The following is an 18628-nucleotide window of genomic DNA, read 5'->3' as shown; positions in this document are numbered from 1 at the left end:
TGAAAAACATATTTTTGTAAACGTTAAAAAATAGTAATGAAAAAAAACATACTTGTAATATATTATTCACAAACCGGCCAACTGGAGGATATTGTGAGAAATATTGCCAGGCCTTTTGAAGCTCAGAAGGAAGAATATCATATTACCTATTATAATATTAAGCTGAAGGAAGATTTTCCTTTCCCCTGGCCAGGTGATGTTTTTTTCAATACCTTTCCGGAGTCTTATCTTCAGATCCCTAAAGAAATACTCCCTCCATCGGAAGAAGTTCTGAATACAAAATACGACCTCATCTTATTCGGATATCAGGTATGGTATTTAACGCCTTCTATTCCTATTATTTCATTCCTTAAAAGTGGGTATGCAGAGAAGATTCTTAGGGATACCCCTGTGGTGACCATTTCCGGAACAAGAAATATGTGGATGCTTTCCCAGGAGAAACTTAAGGTCTATTTAAAAGACTTAAAAGCAAAACTCGTTGGAAATATAGCCCTGGTAGACAGACATGATAATTATACCAGTGTACTGACTATCTTACGATGGCTGACAACAGGCCAGAAAGAAAAGTCGGGAATTCTTCCCGCAGCCGGCATTTCTGAAGAAGAGATTACAGGGTCTGTAAAATATGGAGAGATCATCAAAAATCACTTTAAAGATAATGATCTGGTGAATTTACAACCGGATCTGGTAAAAAACGGGGCCATTGAAATCCGTCCGTTTCTGGTACGGGTAGAAAAGGTAGGAAATAAAATTTTCACCGTATGGTCTAATCTGATTATAAAGAAAAAAGAGAAACGCCCATTGCTGATAAAATTCTTTAAGGTATATTTGATGGCAGCGATATGGATTATCTCACCAATCGTTTTGGTCTTACACCTGCTTACAACCCCTATATTTTGGTTTAAAAGACAAAAGCAAAAAAGATATTTACAAGGAATTAATTTAAAATAGAATGTACGACGTATTTATAACAAAAGCATCAACATACTTACCCAATGAGCCGGTATCGAATGATGAAATGGAGACCTATCTCGGTCTGATCAATGATGCGCCTTCTAAAGCAAGAACACTTATTTTAAGAAATAACAAAATCACAACAAGATATTACGCTTTAGATAAAGAAGGGAATCCTACGCACTCCAATGCGCAGATTACAGCAAAGGCAATCGAAGGGCTTTTTGATGAAAATTTCAAAAAGGAAGATATGAAATTATTATCTGTGGGAACTACTTCTCCGGACCAAATGCAGCCTTCACACGCTTCTATGGTTCATGGCGAGCTGAATATCGGAAAATCTATTGAGATTAATACCGCTACAGGTCTTTGTAATTCCGGGATGAATGCCCTTAACTACGGATTCCTTTCTGTAAAAGCCGGTGTACACCAAAGTGCTGTATGTGCGGGTTCTGAGAGAATGTCTGCATGGATGACTGCTGATAAATTCAACCATGAAGCTGAAAATTTAAAATTATTGGAAGAAAGACCTATCATCGCATTCAAAAGAGAGTTCCTAAGATGGATGCTTTCTGATGGGGCAGGTTCTTTCCTGTTAGAAAATAAACCCAGAGAAAATCAGATCTCTTTAAAAATAGATTTCATCGACTTCTACTCCTACGCTCATGAAATTGAAGCATGTATGTATGCAGGATGCGAAAAACAGGAAGACGGAAGTTTAAAATCATGGGCAGATTATTCATCTGACGAGTGGTTAAAGCAATCTATCTTTGCATTGAAACAAGATACTAAAATCCTGGATAAATATATTCTGGTAAAAGGAGCAGAAAGTTTAAGATCTTCTTTTGACAAACATAATTTAGATCCTGAAAAAATAGACCATGTTTTGGCCCATATTTCTTCAGGTTATTTTAAAGAAGGCTTAAAAGATGAGTTTGCGAAAAAAGGAATGGATTTCCCTTGGGAAAAATGGTTCTACAACCTTTCCGATGTCGGAAATATTGGAGCAGGTTCTATTTTCATTGCCTTGGAAGAAATCATGAATTCCGGCAAACTGAAAAAAGGAGAGAAAGTACTTCTTTGCGTTCCTGAAAGTGGAAGATTTGCCTATTCTTGTGCCTTATTAACTGTTTGCTAATGGAGAACAGACTGCCAACATCCGACAAAGATTTTGTAGAAAGCCTTATTCCACAAAGATTCCCTTTTGTAATGGTACATGAGCTTACAGAATACTCTGAAAACCATCTGATTTCCGGATTTGAAATAAAAGAAGACAACATCTTTGTTCAGAACGGAGTTTTTCAGGCTTCAGGTATGATAGAACATCAGGCACAAAGTGTTGCATTACACACAGGTTATAAATATTTCCTGCTAGGGAAAGAAGCTCCTACAGGATATATTGGAGCTATAAAATCCTTTGAAGCGGAGGTACTGCCTAAAACCGGAGATCGTCTTATCTCAGAAGTTACCATTCTTAATGAAGTAATGGGAGTAACACTTGTAGATATCGTTACCAGATTAAATGGTGATGTGATAGCAAAATCTCAAATGAAAACTGCTGTAAAATAAGTCTAATGGAAATCAGGGAAGACCAAATGATCAATATACACAACTTTCTGCCTCATCGTGAACCGATGTTGATGGCTGATCATATCTTGGAATTAACCAAAGAAAAAGTTGTGACTTCCTTTGAAATAAAAGAAGAGAATATCTTTGTTCATAACAATGAATTCGTTGAAGCCGGGCTTATTGAAAATCTGGCGCAAACCTGTTCTTCCATCCTTGGACAGAGTTTTTTCGAAAACCCTGAAGCAGATACAAAAGTGATCGGCTTTATTACCAATATCAAAAAAATTGAGGTTTTTGCCCTTCCAAAAGTAGGGGATAAAATTATTTCAAGAGCCTCGCTTGTTTCTCAGTTTGAAAATATTTGCCATATCTTCTGTGAAACTTTCAATCATGATGAATTATTAATCAGAGCTGATATCAGCCTTTTTATTCAGGAGGTCAAATCGTAATAATCAATTCAAAATAAAAACAAAAAGCTGTACCGCAACGTACAGCTTTTGTTTTTTACAGTAGTAAAATGCTTATTTCCTTTCATAGCCTGCCAGGTCTCCGTTCAGATTCCGATTTCAACCGCTCAACTGGTAATATATTTTGTTTACAACGTAATAAAATTGCCAATAAAATCTGAAAAATACAGAGTTAAAAAGATAACATCTTCTCCAGAACAAAACCATAAAACAATATTATCCAAACAATTACATCGTAAGAAAACCAACCCATGCTTTGATAAAAAAAATATCACACTGATGTATTTCACGTGAAACATTATATAAATCCGTGAAACCGGCATCATCACAAACAAGCTCATATGAACAATAAAAAAGTGAGACATTCCTGCCTCACTTTTTTATTATATCAATCCAAAAAGATTAGTACCCAAAGATCTCCTCAAGAGACACTTCCTGGAATTCACCCATTTTGTTGATCGATTCCATATTCAGGTTCTCCTTCTTACCGATGATCGCTGTATTATACTGTACAGGTTTCACTTCTGTATTGTAGAATCCTGTAAGCTGAGGCAGTGTCAGCCCCTGGATTTCTGCATAAGTATCTTTTCTGATATCATAATCAATACCTAATTTTTTCAGCGCAAGCTGGCTAAAGAAGATATTCGTTCTGTTTACTCTGTTAGAAGCAATCTGCTTCAGGGCAGAACCTCTTGCATTATCAAACTGTGCCGGGATTTGTGGCAATTCTGCCATCAGATCGTTCATTGCACTTACAGCCAAAGGAAGCTTATTAGACTGTGTTCCGATATAATTGGTAATATAATTTGCATGTCCTTTTTCTGATGCATTACCATAAGAAACATAGGCTGAATAGGCTAAAGATTTACTTTCTCTGATCTCCTGGAAAACAATTGAAGAAAGACCTCTTCCGAAGTATTCATTAAAGACATTTGATTTTCCAAAGTTGCTAAGGTTTACCGTACTTCCTTTTGCTACTTTAGCCATCTCCATCTGAACCATATCGTAATTGGTGAAATACACCTTTCCTGTTGTAGCTGGTTCCGTATATTCTTTAGCTTTTGCAGGCTGAAGACTTGTATTAACGACATACGGCTTCACCGCTTTCTCCAGACCTGTCTGATCCTGCCCGTAAAGGAATATCTGATAAGGATACTGATTCAGCGTTTTAATTTTTTTCATCAGCTCTGTAACATCTATACCCTCAAGACGATCTTTGGAAACAATATCCGTCATTCTTGAATCCTTACCATACTTGGCATAATTCGAAAGAGCAGCCATGATTCTCCCTTTATCTTTCTTTCCTACAGCTCTTGCCTCCAGGATCGTTTTCACAGTCTGACTGTATATTGCTTTATCTGCTTTTACATTCGTCATCCAATGATTCATCAGCTCTACTCCTTTCTTCATATTGCTTTCAAGACCGGTCAGAGTAACGATCATCTGATCATTGGAAGTTCTTATACTGTTGCTGATTCCTAATTTATAGAATTCTTCTTTTAACTGCTCGGGAGTATATTTATCTGTACCAAGATAACCAAAAACAGTTCCTGCAATAGAAAGTTCTTTATCATTATCCGTTCCGAAAGGGAAAACATAACTTACCTGAGCAATTTCATTATACTTATTTTTCACAAAGCTTACCGTCTTATCTTTGACTTGCGAGGTTTGAATCGCTGCCTTATAATCAATAAACTCAGGCTTGATTTCGGCTACTTTTGTATTTAAAATACCTTTAAGAAAAGGAGACTGAACTTCTCTGTTCAGTTTAATGGGAGTAATCCCCGGGTTTTCTACCCGTACAAGCTTATCGTTGACTCCTTTTTCTTTATAAACTACTACGTAATTATCTTTAAAAAACTCATTGGCAAACTTAACCACATCTGCTTTTGTGATCTTCTCATACTCATTGATCTCATCCAGCTCCTGCTCCCATGTTCTTCCTTTAATATAAGAACCGTAAAGCTCTGTAGCTAATCCGTCTGCTGTTTCCCAGCCTTTCATACGCTGAACTTTCTTATCATTTACAATAGCTTTGAATATCCAGTCGGGGAATTGTCCCTTTTTCACAAGGTCAAGCTGATCAAGCAACAACTTTTTAGCTTCATCAAAGCTTTGTCCTTCTTTAGGAGTAACACTCAGTGCAAACAAACCATACATTTTGAATGGTGATTCATAAGCCCCCGCTCCAAGAGTCTTTTGTTTCTGATTGATATTAAGGTCAATTAATCCCGCATCACCATTGTTGCTTAAGATTTCTGCAACAACGTCTGCAAGTCTGGCTTCCTGGCTTCCGTAAGAATCTGTTCTCCATGCCATGGTCATTCTTTGGGTGGACGGGCTTTTTACAGTTCTGGAAACCACTTTTGTCATAGGCTCTTCCGTTACCATTTTTTTCATCGGAAGATCTTTGTATTTGAAAGCACCAAAATATTGATCAACTAATTTTATAGTTTTGTCAAAATCAATATCTCCCACCAATACTACAGCCATATTATTAGGAACATAGTAGGTATCAAAATACTTATGAATCGCAACCATTGAAGGGCTCTTCAGGTGTTCTGAAGTTCCGATCGTTGTCTGCTGCCCGTTCGGATGTTTAGGGAAAAGGGCTTCCATTAAAGCATAGTTCACAAGACGTCCGTCATTGTCCTGAGCTCTGTTGTATTCTTCATACACAGCCTCAAGTTCTGTATGGAACAGACGCAACACCAATTCTGAAAAACGCTCTTTTTCTACTCTCAGCCATTTTTCCAGTTCATTGGATGGAATATTGTTTTTATAAACAGTTTCATCCAGCCAGGTATGAGCATTGGTACCAGTTGCTCCCAGTGAAGAGATGGCCTTGTCATATTCATTGGCAATAGCATATTTTGAAGCCTCCTGGGATACCTCATCTATCTTTTTGTAAAGTTCTTTCTTTTTCGCAGGGTCTTTTTCAGCTTTATGCTGCTCGTAAAGATCAGAGATTTGCTGTAGCAAAGCCTTTTCTTTTACCCAATCCTGAGTTCCAAGATTGGATGTACCTTTGAAGACCATATGTTCAAGGTAGTGGGCCAATCCTGTATTATCACTTGGATCATTATTGGATCCTGTTCTTACAGGAATATAGGTTTGAATTCTCGGAGCATCTTCATTTTTTGCAAGATACACCTTCAGCCCGTTTTTCAAAGTATATACTCTTACACCGGCCTGATCATTCTTTACCGTTTCATAGGTATACCCTTGAGCATCCGTAAGCTTTTGTGTTTCGAATTTCTGCGCCATCGCACTTAACATGCAGAAAAGCGAAACAGAAATAAAAAATTTCTTCATAGTTGGTATTTAATAATTAATTTTTATAATCAAATTTCTCAAAAACATTAGTCTTATTATATAATACACTTGTTACAGCAAATCCATTACAAAGCAAATAATAGCACTCTATGGTTGGATAAGGTGGTATTATTTTCGATTAAAAATAAAATACTGGTATGTAGATCTAATAAAGCAGTAAGGCTAAAAACAGACTCGATCCAACCTGATAAACAACACCCATCTATTCACCCATACACCCTATCTTTCAAGACAATAACTCCTCAAAATTTAATATGATTTACATATAATGTATTTTCACTATTTTAGCCAACTGATTAAAAAAATCAAAACAGGTGAACCATTTTTCATCTGGAATCTAAAAAATAATATTATTTAGATGAAAAAACAAGACCTGCCCCAAGACGAAAGTAATCTGAAATCCGCGAATATGACAGAAGTTCTGTATGTAACGGATGAAAACAACAATTATACTACGGCAAACAGCACAGGCTGGGATGCAAAGAAAGCTGCTTTGGATGAATCTATGGAACTCATTTATGAAAGAATTGAGGAAGCCAAGCAAAACGTTGCCAATAATACCGTAAGTCCCATCGTCTATTTTATGGAACTGAATAAAATGGATCTTGGAGTACTTGCCTCATATGTAGGCATGTGGCAATGGAGGGTAAAAAGACATTTTAAGCCCAGAATATTTACAACACTAAGCGAAACTGCACTGAAAAAATATGCTGACGCATTTGGAATTTCAGTGGATGAATTAAAAAACTTCGATGGGAAATAAATGGAAGCAGTCTATGCAGAATTCCATTGAACCAATGAAAAAGATAAAAGCTACAAATGAAATTAAACTTTGAACACCATCAGACTGCGCATTGCGAAAACGGTGTTGCTTCTAATCTATTGCTTAATAAAGGACTGAAACTAAGTGAACCTATGATCTTCGGAATAGGTTCCGGATTATTTTTCGTGTACCTTCCCTTTTTAAAGGTGAATTTTGCGCCTGGCTTCAGCTATCGTCCGATGCCCGGTGCTATTTTCAGCAAAGCAGCCAAAAGATTGGGAATTAAAATCAAGAGAGAAAAATTCTCCAATCCTCAGGATGCTCAAAAAGCACTGGAAAAAAATCTTGAGCAAAATATCCCTACAGGACTACAGGTAGGAGTCTTCAACCTTACTTACTTCCCTGAAGAATATAAATTCCACTTCAATGCCCACAACCTTGTGGTATATGGTAAAGAAGACGGAAAATTCCTGATCAGTGATCCTGTCATGGATTATGTCACTTCACTTTCTGAAGCCGAACTGGAAAAAGTAAGATATGCAAAGGGAGCCCTTCCCCCAAAAGGACATATGTACTACCCTATTTATGTTCCTGAAAATATCAATCTTGAAGAAGCGATAAAAAAAGGAATTAAGGATACCTGTAAAAATATGCTGGCACCGGTACCGCTTATTGGAGTAAAAGCCATGAGATGGGTAGCCAAAAGTATCCCTAAATGGGCAGAAAAGAAAGGAACGAAGGTAACCAATCATTATCTGGGGCAGCTGATCAGAATGCAGGAAGAAATAGGAACCGGCGGAGGTGGTTTCAGATTTATTTATGGAGCCTTTCTTCAGGAAGCAGCAGTAATCCTCAAAAATGACCAGTTGAAAGAACTATCGCAGGAAATTACAGCGATTGGTGACCTTTGGAGAGACTTTGCCGTAGACATTGCCAGAGTGTATAAAAACAGAAATTCAAAAAGCAATATCTACAACGAACTTTCAAAAACGATGCTTCACATTGCAGATCTGGAAGAAGCTTTCTATAAAAAACTGAGAAAAGCAATCTGATATGGCAGAGAATATGATTGAGGTTAAAAATTTATATAAAAAATACAAAAATTCCGATGAATTTTCTGTCAATGATATCTCTTTGAATATTGGCAAAAATGAAATCTATGGAATTCTTGGACCTAATGGAGCGGGGAAGACCACTTTGATCTCCATGCTCTCGGGGCTCATCAAACCTACTTCCGGGAAATTTCTGATCAACGGATTATCTCCTCAGAAGGATAACTCTACCATCAGACAGATCATTGGTATTGTTCCTCAGGAATACGCACTTTATCCCACTCTGACAGCAAGAGAAAATCTCATGTTTTTCGGAAGCCTGTATGGGTTAAAACATAAGCAGCTCACCCAAACCATTGATGAATCTCTGGAAATTATGGGCCTTTCAAAATTTGCCGATAAACAGGTAGGGCAGTTTTCCGGAGGAATGAAACGCCGTTGTAACCTCATCGCAGGAACACTTCATAACCCGAAAGTTTTATTTTTGGATGAACCTACGGTAGGAGTTGATGTTCAATCCAAAAAAGTGATTATTGATTTTCTTCAGGAACTGAATAAAAACGGGACTTGTATCATTTATACTTCACATCACCTTTCAGAGGCCGAAGAATTCTGTACGAAAATTGCCATCATTGATAAAGGAAAGATTCATGCAGTAGGAACCCCGGAAGAACTGGTTTCCCAAATTGCTCACGCCGAAAACCTGGAGGATGTTTTCATTTCATTAACCGGAAAAGAATTAAGAGATGTTGTTGTATAAACTGTGGAGGAGTTTTATTAAGGAAATTCTTCTCCTGAAAAGAGATATCGGAGGAATAGTCATCATTTTTGTGATGCCTTTGCTTTTAATTGTTACCATTACCCTGATTCAGGATTCCACCTTTAAAAATCTTGAAGGCTCAAAAATCCCTATTATTTTTATTGACAATGATCAGTCAGAGGTTTCCAAGAGTATAAAAGGTGAGCTGGAAAACAGCAAAACATTCCAACTACTGACCAATTTCAACGAAAAATCGGCTCAGAAAGCAGTCTTCTCCGGAGAGTATCAGATGGCTATTGTCATTCCTGAAAATCTGACTAAAGACCTCAATACCAATATTGATTCAAAAGTTCAGACCATTGTAAGTTCATTTGGATTGGAAACGGATACTGCAGCAGTCAAAAAAACGGATTCAAAAACAAAAGAAATTCACTTATACTTTGATCCTGCTACCAATGCCGGGTTCAAAAATTCGGTTATGAATTCTGTCAACAAGATGGTTTTTGAAATCGAGAATAAAAAGATTTATAAAGCATTCCAGGATCAGCTGGGAACAACAGAGAATCTCAGTGAGAATAAAAATCTGATCAGCTTTAAAGAGATTACACCCAAGAAAGGAAAAATGGATGTGATGCCGAATTCCGTTCAGCATAATGTTCCTGCATGGGCTCTTTTTGCCATCTTTTTCATCGTTGTTCCGCTCTCTATCAATCTGGTAAAAGAAAAGAGCCAGGGAACCAGCGTACGGGCAAGAATAAGCCCTACTCCCTATTTCGTTCATATTTTAGGAAAAACATTTACCTATCTTATCATTTGCATCATCCAGTTTTTACTGATGGTAGCAGTAGGAATATATCTTTTCCCTTATATGGATCTTCCGGCATTTGATGTTTCCGGAAAAATGTTTCAGCTTATTACGGTAACCTTGTTTTCAGGGCTTGCAGCCATTGGATTTGGCGTTTTGCTGGGCACCATAGCGGATACTCAGGAGCAGTCGGCACCTTTTGGAGCCACTTCGGTTGTTGTGTTGGCCGCTATCGGAGGAATATGGGTTCCCGTATTTTTAATGCCTGAATTCATGCAGACCGTAGCCAAGTTCTCTCCTATGAACTGGGGACTGAATGCTTATTATGACATTATCTTAAGGAACAGCGGAATTGGGGGAATTGCTAAAGAATTAATATTTTTATTTGTATTTTACCTTGTCACCATATCCATATCCATTTTTTATGAAAGAAAACTCCATAATGTTTAAGCCAGGAGTTTCCTTACCCCACAAAAACAAAAAAATATAGGAAGAAAACAAAAATGCAGTCTAAAGAAAACATATTAACCTGTACTGAAGAAGTAAGAGTACGGTTCAATGAGACGGATCCACTGGGAATTGTCTGGCACGGTCATTATATTGTTTATTTTGAAGATGGCAGAGAAGCTTTTGGCCGTCAGCATGGTCTTACGTATCTTGATATTCAGAAAGCAGGATTTGTAACACCTATTGTAAAAAGTACCTGTGAGCATTTTCTTCCTTTAAAATATGGTGAAACCTTCAGAATTGTCACTACATTTATCAATACGCTTTCAGCCAAGCTGATCTACAGGTATGAGCTTTTCAACCAGGAAGATAAATTGGTTTGCAGTGGAGAAACTATCCAGGTATTCCTGGACAGCGAAGGAAATTTATGTCTTTACAATCCTGAGTTTTTTCAAACCTGGAAAGATAAAATGGGATTATCATGATGAAGGAAATTTTTATTACAGATTATAATTGCGTTACTCCCCTTGGATTTAATGTAAATTCCAACTGGAGTTCACTGTTAGAAGGGAAATCAGGAGTAGCACTACATAAAATTACAGAAAATCAGGAAGCTGTTTACGCCTCTATGATTGATTCTGAAAAACTGAACGAAGAATTCAGTAAAAACTTTGAAAATCAAAGTTTCACAAGGCTGGAGAAGATGATCCTTCTAAGCTTGAAACCTTTGATAGAGAGCCATCCTGTCACAGCAGACACGGCACTTATCCTTTCCACTACAAAAGGAAATGTGAGTTTATTAAAAAATCAGACTGTTTTACCCGAAGGTGCTTACCTTGCTGTGTTAGCACAGAAAATTGCAGATTTTTTTGGGTTTAAGGCCAAGCCTATTGTTGTTTCCAACGCTTGTGTATCCGGAGTAATGGCTATCGCTGTTGCCAAAAATATGATTCAGGCAGGACAATATAAGGATGCCTTTGTGATCGCAGGAGATGAAATTACAGAATTTGTGATTTCAGGTTTTAATTCTTTCCAGGCCATTGGCACAGAACCTTGCAAGCCTTATGACAAAAACCGGAACGGAATCAATATCGGAGAAGCCGGAGCTGCGGTATATATTACCTCTTCTCCCTCTGAAACTGAGAAATTCAGATTTAAAGTGGCAGGAGACTCCGCGGTGAATGATGCCAATCATATTTCAGGACCTTCAAGAACCGGAGACGGTCTGTATGCCAGTATCAGAAATGCCATGGCAGAAGCAAAGGTTTCTTCAGAACATATTGATTTTATTTCGGCTCATGGAACAGCTACCCTGTACAATGATGAAATGGAAGCTATTGCATTCAACAGGATGGAACTTCAAAATGCTCCGCTAAACAGTATGAAAGGATATTACGGACATTGTCTTGGAGCTTCCGGATTGCTGGAAAGCATTATTTCAATGGAGAGTGCCCACCACCATACATTACTTCCGTCTAAGAATTTTGAAGAAATGGGAATATCCCAACCCTTGAATATTATCAAAGAAAATCAGACTGCAACCATTCAATATATTTTGAAAACAGCTTCAGGATTTGGAGGATGTAATGCCGCAGTGGTATTGGAAAAATGTTAAAATGAATATGATGAAGAAAATAACTGCCTGTACCATAGAAAATTCAAAAATAACCGTTGATGGAAACCTTATTTTTGAAAGTGAAAGCAATACATTCCCGGAATTTGCCAAAGAAGCTTATAAAAATCTGGAGCTGAACTATCCTAAGTTCCACAAAATGGACAGTCTAAGTAAACTGGCCTTCCTTGCTGCTGAAATGATATTGAAAGACGGGGATCATAGCCGGACCGCTCTGGTTCTTGCCAACAAATCATCCAGTCTTGACACTGATTTCAAATATCAGGAAAGTATTAATTCCCAGGAAAATTATTTCCCAAGTCCTGCAGTATTTGTTTATACCTTACCCAATATTTGTGTAGGTGAAATCAGTATCAAACACAAAATGCAGACGGAGAATGCTTTTTTTGTTTTGGATGAATTTGATGAAAATTTTTTAAACAATTATTCGGAGCAGCTCCTCCGGTCCGGAAAAGCAGATAAAGTATTATGTGGCTGGGTTGAATTGTTTCAGGAAAATTACAAAGCTTTTGTATATTTGCTAACCTTATAAAAAAGTAACAATATAACAGTGTAGCAATGTAACAATTATTGGTAAACTGGTACATTGGTAAACTGATAAATGATATAATTATGGAAAACTTAAAAACTGAATTGAAGCACAAAATTATTGAAGTTCTTAACCTTGAAGATGTTTCTGTAGACGAAATCAAAGATACAGATCCATTATTCGGAGGCGGATTGGGACTTGATTCTATCGATGCTTTGGAACTTATCGTTCTTCTTGATAAAGATTACGGAATAAAATTAGCTGATCCTAAAAAAGGAAAGGAAATTTTCCAATCTATCGATATTATGGCTCAATTTATCGAAAACAACAGAACAAAATAAACTAATACAACAATCTAACGGTGTAACAATGTACCAATAATTGGTAAACTCTTACATTGTTACAGTACTTACTAAAATGAGCCAAAAAATTGCCATAACAGGAATGGGCATCATTTCCTCTATTGGAAACAATGTGGAGGAAAATTTTATTTCACTACAATCCGGGAAGCACGGAATTTCAGATATCCAGATGTTTGAAACCCGTCATGCCGGAGCGATTAAAACAGGTGAAGTAAAGTTATCTAATGAAGAACTTATACAAAAGCTTCAGCTTGATGAAGACAATAATGTAACAAGAACTTCTTTATTAGGAATGGTTGCCGCAAAAGAAGCGATAGAAAGTGCCGGAATTTCAGAGATCAACGGATACAGAACCGGATTGATTTCTTCTACCAGTGTAGGGGGAATGGATATCACTGAAAAGTATTTCTACTCTTATGAAAACTTTCCTGAAAAGCAAAAATATATTGATGCTCATGATGCCGGAAACTCCTCATTGGCTATTGCGGGTTATCTGGGATTGAAAGGCATGGTTTCTACCATCAGTACCGCCTGTTCATCTGCAGCCAATGCCATTATGATGGGGGCCAAGCTGATTAAAAACGGAGTTTTAGACCGTGTCATCGTGGGAGGTACCGATTCTCTTTCAAAATTTACTTTGAATGGATTCAATACGCTGATGATTCTTACAGATTCTTATAATACTCCTTTTGACAATGATAGAAAAGGATTAAACTTAGGAGAGGCAGCCGCTTTTTTGGTGCTTGAATCTGAGGAAATTGTAAAAAAAGAAAATAAAAAAGTTCTTGCTTACCTTTCCGGTTATGGAAATGCTAATGATGCCCATCATCAGACAGCTTCTTCAGAAAACGGACAGGGCGCATTTCTGGCCATGCAGCAGGCTCTCAAGATCTCGGGATTAGCTAAAGAAGACATTAACTATATCAACGTTCATGGAACCGCAACTCCTAATAATGATTTATCAGAAGGAATTGCTATGATCAGAATTTTTGGGGAAAACCAGGTTCCTGAATTCAGTTCAACAAAAGCATTTACAGGACATACTCTGGCCGCCGCTGCCGGGATCGAAGCTGTTTTTTCAATCTTAGCAATGCAAAATGGTCTCATTTTTCCGAATCTTAATTTTACAACGAAAATGGCAGAGTTTGACTTAACACCTGTCACTGAACTTAAAAAGAAGGATATCAATCATGTACTTTCCAATTCATTTGGATTTGGAGGAAACTGTTCAACCTTAATATTCTCAAAATCATGAGTTCCGTTTACATCAACAGTGCATCCTGCATATCTGTTCAGGACACTTTAAACGAAAACATCCTACAGAATCTTAGTCCTGAAAGTTCAGTACAAATACTAAAAGCGATAGAACCTAATTACAAAGAATTCATTCCTCCTGCTATGATCAGAAGAATGTCTAAAACAGTAAAAATGAGTTCCGTTGCTTCACATTATGCATTACAGGAGGCAGGAATCACACAGCCGGATGCTATTATTGTAGGAACCGGAATGGGCTGCTCTCAGGATTCTGAAAAGTTTTTGAAAAATGTAATTGATAATAATGAGGAGTTTTTAACGCCTACATTCTTTATCCAGTCTACCCATAATACAGTTTCAGGGCAAATTGCTTTAGCACTGCAGTGCCATGCTTATAATTTCACCTATGTAAATACCTCTTCATCTCTGGAGTTTTCATTACTGGATGCTCAGCTTCAGATCAAAGATGGAGAAGCCGAAAATATCCTGGTAGGCTCTACCGATGAACAGACCGGCAGAACGATGGAACTCTACTGCCTGCACAACATCATTAAAAAAGAAAAAGATCTTCCTGCAGATTATTTACATTCCACAACTGATGGAGTAATCTGGGGCGAAGGAGCCAGTTTTTTTGTAGTAGGAAAAAATAAGACTGAAACTTCTTATGCAAAGCTTACAGACATTCGGATTATCAATACATTAGAATTAAATGAAACTCAGGATTTTATTCAGGATTTTCTAAAGAAAAACAATCTTTCAGCCCGTGATATCGATGCAGTTATTCTAGGTTTCAGCGGAGCTGCAACATCTGATGTATATTATACAGAAGCTATGAATATATTTCCAGCTTCAGCTTTACTCTATTACAAACATTTAAGTGGAGAATTCAATACAGCCAGTGGTTTTTCAACTTTTTTAGCCTGTCATATTCTTAAAGAACAACAGATTCCGGAAGTGATGATGATCAACGGAAATACAAAAAGTGAAGTGAAAAACATACTTTTATATAATCATCTGGCAGGGCATGATCATAGTTTGGTATTACTGGAAAGAGTGTAATTGACAAAAAGACAAACCAACAGATAATAATACTCTTTTGTTTAGCATTCAGAGCAGGATGAGGTGAGGTGTAAAAAATCTAAACACTAATGATTTGAATTAATCAGTTCCTATTCCTCCGGAATGGCACAGTCAATGCAATAATATAGGTAAAACAGGTTCTCATTTCCCTGTTCAATTTTAAAACAACGAACGATGAAACACTATTTCTTCATTCTATTTTACCTTTTCTGTAACGTTTTTATTTATGCGTTTCATGGAAGCTTTTGGGTATATATAGCTTGTTTTCTGGCTTTTTCTGCAGTAGTTGTTTGGGGTTCTTTCCATATTGAACTGGGATATTTCGTCAACAGTATCACCCATAAGCGGACAAGAGCTAAAGAAGTTGCCCTTACTTTCGATGATGGTCCTACGGAATTTACGCCCCAATTTTTAGATCTCTTAAAAGAACATCAGATAAAGGCCACTTTTTTCTGTATTGGAAAACAGATTGAAAAACATCCGGAAACCTTTCAGAGAATCATTGAAGAAGGTCATACCATTGGAAATCACACGCTGACTCATTCTAACTCGACAGGCTTTTTGTCTGCTTCTAAAATGATTGAGGAAATTGAAAAATGCGACGACGTGATATCCAAACTCGGAAATATAAAAACGGAGTTGTACAGACCTCCTTTCGGGGTTACCAATCCCAATATTGCAAAAGCTATTAAAAGAACCCATAAAAAGAGTATAGGGTGGAATGTCCGGTCTTTAGATACCGTTATTGATAATGAACAGAAAATTTACAGAAGAATAACAAAAGGCTTACAAAAAGGAAGTATCATCCTTCTCCACGATACATCGGAAAAGACTTACCGTGTACTGGTAGATTTATTAGTATTTTTGGAAGATAAAAAGTATGCTACTTTTACCATAGACTCAATTACAAATTCAAAGAAAAATGATTAAAAATATTGCTTTCGGAGCATTTTTATTAATATCCGGTCTCTTTTTTGCTCAAAATACGGCAATGTCCGGAGCTGAAGCAAAAGCATTTGTCTCCAAAGTTTCCTCAGAAACCAAAGAGATCAAAACATTGCAAAGCGATTTCACCCAAACCAAAAAAATGGACTTTTTGGATAAGAACATCGTTACGTACGGAAAAATGTCATTACAGACCCCGAATATGTTGAGCTGGAAATATACAAAGCCTTATCAATACAGCATTGTATTTAAAAACAATAAGATCTTCATCAATGATCAGGGGAAAAAGTCCTCTGTAGATGCAAAAAGCAAAACATTTGAAAAGATCAATAAACTTATTGTAGGAAGCTCGAATGGAACCATGTTCAGTGATCCTGAATTCACTGTAACTTATTTTAAAAGCGGAAATTACAATATTGCGAAATTCGTTCCTAAAACATCTCAGCTTTTGAAGTATATCAAACAGATTGAACTGTATTTCCCAAAGAACCAGTCAACGGTTTCCCAGGTTAATATGACAGAAGCCTCAGGAGATACTACCAATATTGTTTTCAAAAATACCAAGATCAATGCTTCGATTCCTGCGTCTGAGTTTAGTTTATAGCCTGATGTCAATAGGGGTTCTTTCCTGTAAGTCTTATCAGCTTACGGATGTACAACCTATTTCTGAATCCAAGAAAACTGTGGAGAATCTTTACTTTTCTTCTCCTGAAGATTATGTGTACAAGTGCCAGATGGACATTTACAAAAATCATGTAAGCGGCATTCTGATCATCAAAAAACTGAGTGAGACGACACACCGTGTCGCATTAACTTCAGATTTTGGAAATAAGCTGATTGATTTTGAGATTTCACAGGATGATTTTAAACTAAATTATGTTCTTCCGGATCTCGACAAAAAAGTGGTCATCAATTTTCTAAAAAACGACTTTCGGGAACTTTTGAAAAAGCAATATCCAATCCATGAAAGTTTTGAGAATAAAGACGCCAGAATTTACCTGTCAAAAAACGATCATAAAGGCTATTATTTATTTTTCGATAAAGAAAGCGGATTGCTGAAAAAAATCATCTATACCAGGAATAATAAAGAAAAAATCGATTTTACTTTTGAGGCAAAAAAGCATATCTTCGCGGACAGCCTAAACCTGCAGCACAAGGATTTTAGGATCAATATAAAACTAGTTCAAATAACCGAGACGGAATCAGATTAACCTCATGAAAAAATTATATTTCTTATTTATTGGACTCCTTTCAGGGTTGTCTTTTGCACAGGTAACTTTCAACCCGGGAATAAGGTTGGGCGCCAATATTTCACACCTTTCTGACGGCCAGACTAACTATTGGTACAATGATTACCAAAGCTACTATCAGTACGGAGCCGATAAGTTTGATATAAAGTCAAAAGTCGACTTTTATATCGGTTTTCAGGCCAATATACGTTTCGCTAAATTCTATGCTCTTCAACCGGAACTTTATTATACCCGCCAGGGCGCTAAGTTTGAAAGCGAAAACCCCGGTGTAGAAACAAAAACAGTCGATCTTTCTTATGTGGGCGCGGCGGTTGTCAATAAATTTTATTTCGATAAATTTAATATCCATTTCGGACCCACTTTAGAGTTTCTTACCGATAGCAAAAACATCCCTTCCCCTATTGGTGTAGATTTAGGAATATTACTCGGTGCCGGATACGACATCACAAAAAATATCGGAGTAGAAGCCCGAATCAAAAAAGGATTTGTGCATGTATATAACGATCACACCAATGTAACATTCCAGACTGGAGTTTATTATACTTTTAATCTTAAAAAATAAGATCATGCAGACCATTCTTACAGATTTTTATACATTACAGTCATACGAAAAAACAGAAAACGGAAGTTTTATTGCTGATATCAGCTTAAACAAAGATCATGATATTTTCAAGGGACATTTTCCGGGAAACCCTGTGACACCTGGAGTATGTATGATGCAGATTGTAAAGGAACTCACTGAAGAATTTGTGGGTTCAAAATTATTTTTAAAAACAGCATCCAACGTTAAATTCATGGCAATTATCAATCCTTTTGAAACTCCTGATTTAAAACTTCAGCTGGATATTGATGAAAACGGAGAAGATGTTAAAGTAAAAAATATCACTTCTTTTGGCGAGACTATTGCATTAAAGATGTCTGTAAGCTATAAAAAATTGACGTCATGAAACTTATTTTATCCTTCTTAGCGGCATTTATTTTTTTCTTCCAGTCTGATCTGGAAACGGTGAGAAACAGCTATGCTAAAGCCAACGAATCTAATGCCAATACCCAAAATTTTATTGATACTGCAGAAAAGCAATCCGGCTCTGATGCGGTAACTTTAGGATATAAGGCGGCAGCTAAAATCATGGAAGCTAAAGTTTCTAAAGGAAATAGAAAATCTTTGGTAAAAACTGGAGCGACAAGTCTTGAAAGCATCATCAAAAGCAATCCTAATAATGCAGAACTGCGTCTGATCAGGTTAAGCGTTCAGGAAAACATTCCCAAAATAGTAGGATACCGCGGCAGTCTGAAAGAAGACAAAACCTTCCTTCTGAATAATTACAGCAAACAGAATACAGCCCTGAAAAACTATATCAAAAGGTTTGCTATGCAGTCTAAAACCATTACCGGAGCAGAAAGAGCCACTTTAAAATAAAA

General features: G+C 37.0%; 21 protein-coding genes. 20 read left to right on the top strand and 1 reads right to left on the bottom strand.

What is annotated here, in order from left to right:
- Positions 1-36: 36 nt before the first annotated feature.
- From B8967_RS18775 to B8967_RS18760, 4 genes are read left to right on the top strand one after another with little or no spacing between them, the layout of a single operon-like run.
- Positions 37-951 carry a hypothetical protein gene (locus tag B8967_RS18775; protein ID WP_084087121.1) on the top strand — a complete coding sequence of 305 codons (915 nt, stop codon included), beginning with the start codon at positions 37-39 and terminating at the stop codon, positions 949-951.
- A 1-nt stretch (position 952) separates the two neighbouring features.
- Complete coding sequence (locus tag B8967_RS18770; RefSeq protein ID WP_047492497.1) at positions 953-2092, top strand: dialkylresorcinol biosynthesis protein DarB; 1140 nt, start codon at positions 953-955, stop codon at positions 2090-2092.
- Entirely contained in the window at positions 2092-2523 is a 432-nt protein-coding gene (locus B8967_RS18765) for a hotdog family protein (protein WP_084087119.1), read from the top strand. Before B8967_RS18770 ends, B8967_RS18765 begins: the two co-directional genes overlap by 1 nt.
- 5 nt (positions 2524-2528) lie before the next feature.
- A complete protein-coding gene (locus B8967_RS18760; protein WP_047492491.1) occupies positions 2529-2972 on the top strand; it encodes a hotdog family protein in 444 nt (147 codons plus the stop codon).
- A gap of 420 nt (positions 2973-3392) precedes the next feature.
- On the opposite strand, the gene B8967_RS18755 is transcribed toward B8967_RS18760, so the two are convergent.
- Positions 3393-6305, bottom strand: coding sequence for a M16 family metallopeptidase (locus B8967_RS18755; protein WP_084087117.1), 2913 nt, complete (start codon positions 6303-6305; stop codon positions 3393-3395).
- Between the two features lie 379 nt (positions 6306-6684).
- Between B8967_RS18755 and B8967_RS18750 the strand changes: the two genes are divergently transcribed.
- The 16 genes from B8967_RS18750 to B8967_RS18675 all read left to right on the top strand — a co-directional run bounded on the left by B8967_RS18750 (position 6685) and on the right by B8967_RS18675 (position 18626).
- Positions 6685-7089: a flexirubin biosynthesis protein DarG gene (locus B8967_RS18750; protein WP_084087115.1), complete on the top strand. Its 405-nt coding sequence runs from the start codon at positions 6685-6687 to the stop codon at positions 7087-7089.
- A gap of 56 nt (positions 7090-7145) precedes the next feature.
- On the top strand, positions 7146-8141 hold the full coding sequence (locus B8967_RS18745) for a BtrH-related acyltransferase DarH (protein WP_047492484.1): 996 nt from the start codon (positions 7146-7148) through the stop codon (positions 8139-8141).
- A gap of 1 nt (position 8142) precedes the next feature.
- The gene (locus tag B8967_RS18740; protein WP_047492478.1) at positions 8143-8901 is read left to right on the top strand and encodes an ABC transporter ATP-binding protein; all 759 of its coding nucleotides are present in this window, start codon (positions 8143-8145) and stop codon (positions 8899-8901) included.
- Positions 8888-10156 (top strand): ABC transporter permease, encoded by a 1269-nt coding sequence (locus B8967_RS18735; RefSeq protein ID WP_084087113.1) that lies wholly within the window; start codon positions 8888-8890, stop codon positions 10154-10156. Before B8967_RS18740 ends, B8967_RS18735 begins: the two co-directional genes overlap by 14 nt.
- 53 nt (positions 10157-10209) lie before the next feature.
- Positions 10210-10638, top strand: coding sequence for an acyl-CoA thioesterase (locus B8967_RS18730; RefSeq protein ID WP_084087111.1), 429 nt, complete (start codon positions 10210-10212; stop codon positions 10636-10638).
- A complete protein-coding gene (locus B8967_RS18725; protein WP_084087109.1) occupies positions 10635-11768 on the top strand; it encodes a beta-ketoacyl synthase N-terminal-like domain-containing protein in 1134 nt (377 codons plus the stop codon). Before B8967_RS18730 ends, B8967_RS18725 begins: the two co-directional genes overlap by 4 nt.
- A gap of 10 nt (positions 11769-11778) precedes the next feature.
- The gene (locus tag B8967_RS18720; protein WP_084087166.1) at positions 11779-12318 is read left to right on the top strand and encodes a beta-ketoacyl-[acyl-carrier-protein] synthase family protein; all 540 of its coding nucleotides are present in this window, start codon (positions 11779-11781) and stop codon (positions 12316-12318) included.
- Between the two features lie 80 nt (positions 12319-12398).
- Positions 12399-12656, top strand: a complete 258-nt coding sequence (locus B8967_RS18715) for a phosphopantetheine-binding protein (protein WP_084087107.1) — start codon at positions 12399-12401, stop codon at positions 12654-12656.
- Positions 12657-12732: 76 nt separating this feature from the next.
- Positions 12733-13932, top strand: coding sequence for a beta-ketoacyl-[acyl-carrier-protein] synthase family protein (locus B8967_RS18710; protein WP_047492462.1), 1200 nt, complete (start codon positions 12733-12735; stop codon positions 13930-13932).
- A complete protein-coding gene (locus B8967_RS18705) occupies positions 13929-14990 on the top strand; it encodes a beta-ketoacyl synthase N-terminal-like domain-containing protein (protein WP_084087105.1) in 1062 nt (353 codons plus the stop codon). The genes B8967_RS18710 and B8967_RS18705 overlap by 4 nt, the downstream gene beginning before the upstream one ends.
- 195 nt (positions 14991-15185) lie before the next feature.
- Positions 15186-15941, top strand: a complete 756-nt coding sequence (locus B8967_RS18700) for a polysaccharide deacetylase family protein (RefSeq protein ID WP_084087103.1) — start codon at positions 15186-15188, stop codon at positions 15939-15941.
- Entirely contained in the window at positions 15934-16560 is a 627-nt protein-coding gene (locus B8967_RS18695) for a flexirubin biosynthesis/transport protein LolA2 (RefSeq protein ID WP_047492453.1), read from the top strand. Before B8967_RS18700 ends, B8967_RS18695 begins: the two co-directional genes overlap by 8 nt.
- Entirely contained in the window at positions 16526-17167 is a 642-nt protein-coding gene (locus B8967_RS18690) for a flexirubin biosynthesis protein LolB2 (RefSeq protein ID WP_084087101.1), read from the top strand. The genes B8967_RS18695 and B8967_RS18690 overlap by 35 nt, the downstream gene beginning before the upstream one ends.
- 4 nt (positions 17168-17171) lie before the next feature.
- On the top strand, positions 17172-17768 hold the full coding sequence (locus B8967_RS18685) for an outer membrane beta-barrel protein (RefSeq protein ID WP_084087100.1): 597 nt from the start codon (positions 17172-17174) through the stop codon (positions 17766-17768).
- A gap of 4 nt (positions 17769-17772) precedes the next feature.
- The gene (locus B8967_RS18680; protein ID WP_081989131.1) at positions 17773-18153 is read left to right on the top strand and encodes an ApeI family dehydratase; all 381 of its coding nucleotides are present in this window, start codon (positions 17773-17775) and stop codon (positions 18151-18153) included.
- A complete protein-coding gene (locus tag B8967_RS18675) occupies positions 18150-18626 on the top strand; it encodes a hypothetical protein (RefSeq protein WP_047492450.1) in 477 nt (158 codons plus the stop codon). Before B8967_RS18680 ends, B8967_RS18675 begins: the two co-directional genes overlap by 4 nt.
- Positions 18627-18628 lie beyond the last annotated feature (2 nt).

This window comes from Chryseobacterium sp. YR221, from assembly GCF_900176315.1.
GTDB lineage: Bacteria > Bacteroidota > Bacteroidia > Flavobacteriales > Weeksellaceae > Chryseobacterium > Chryseobacterium rhizosphaerae.
Note: the sequence above shows the minus strand (reverse complement) of the source record. Positions and strands in the feature narration are given on the sequence as shown.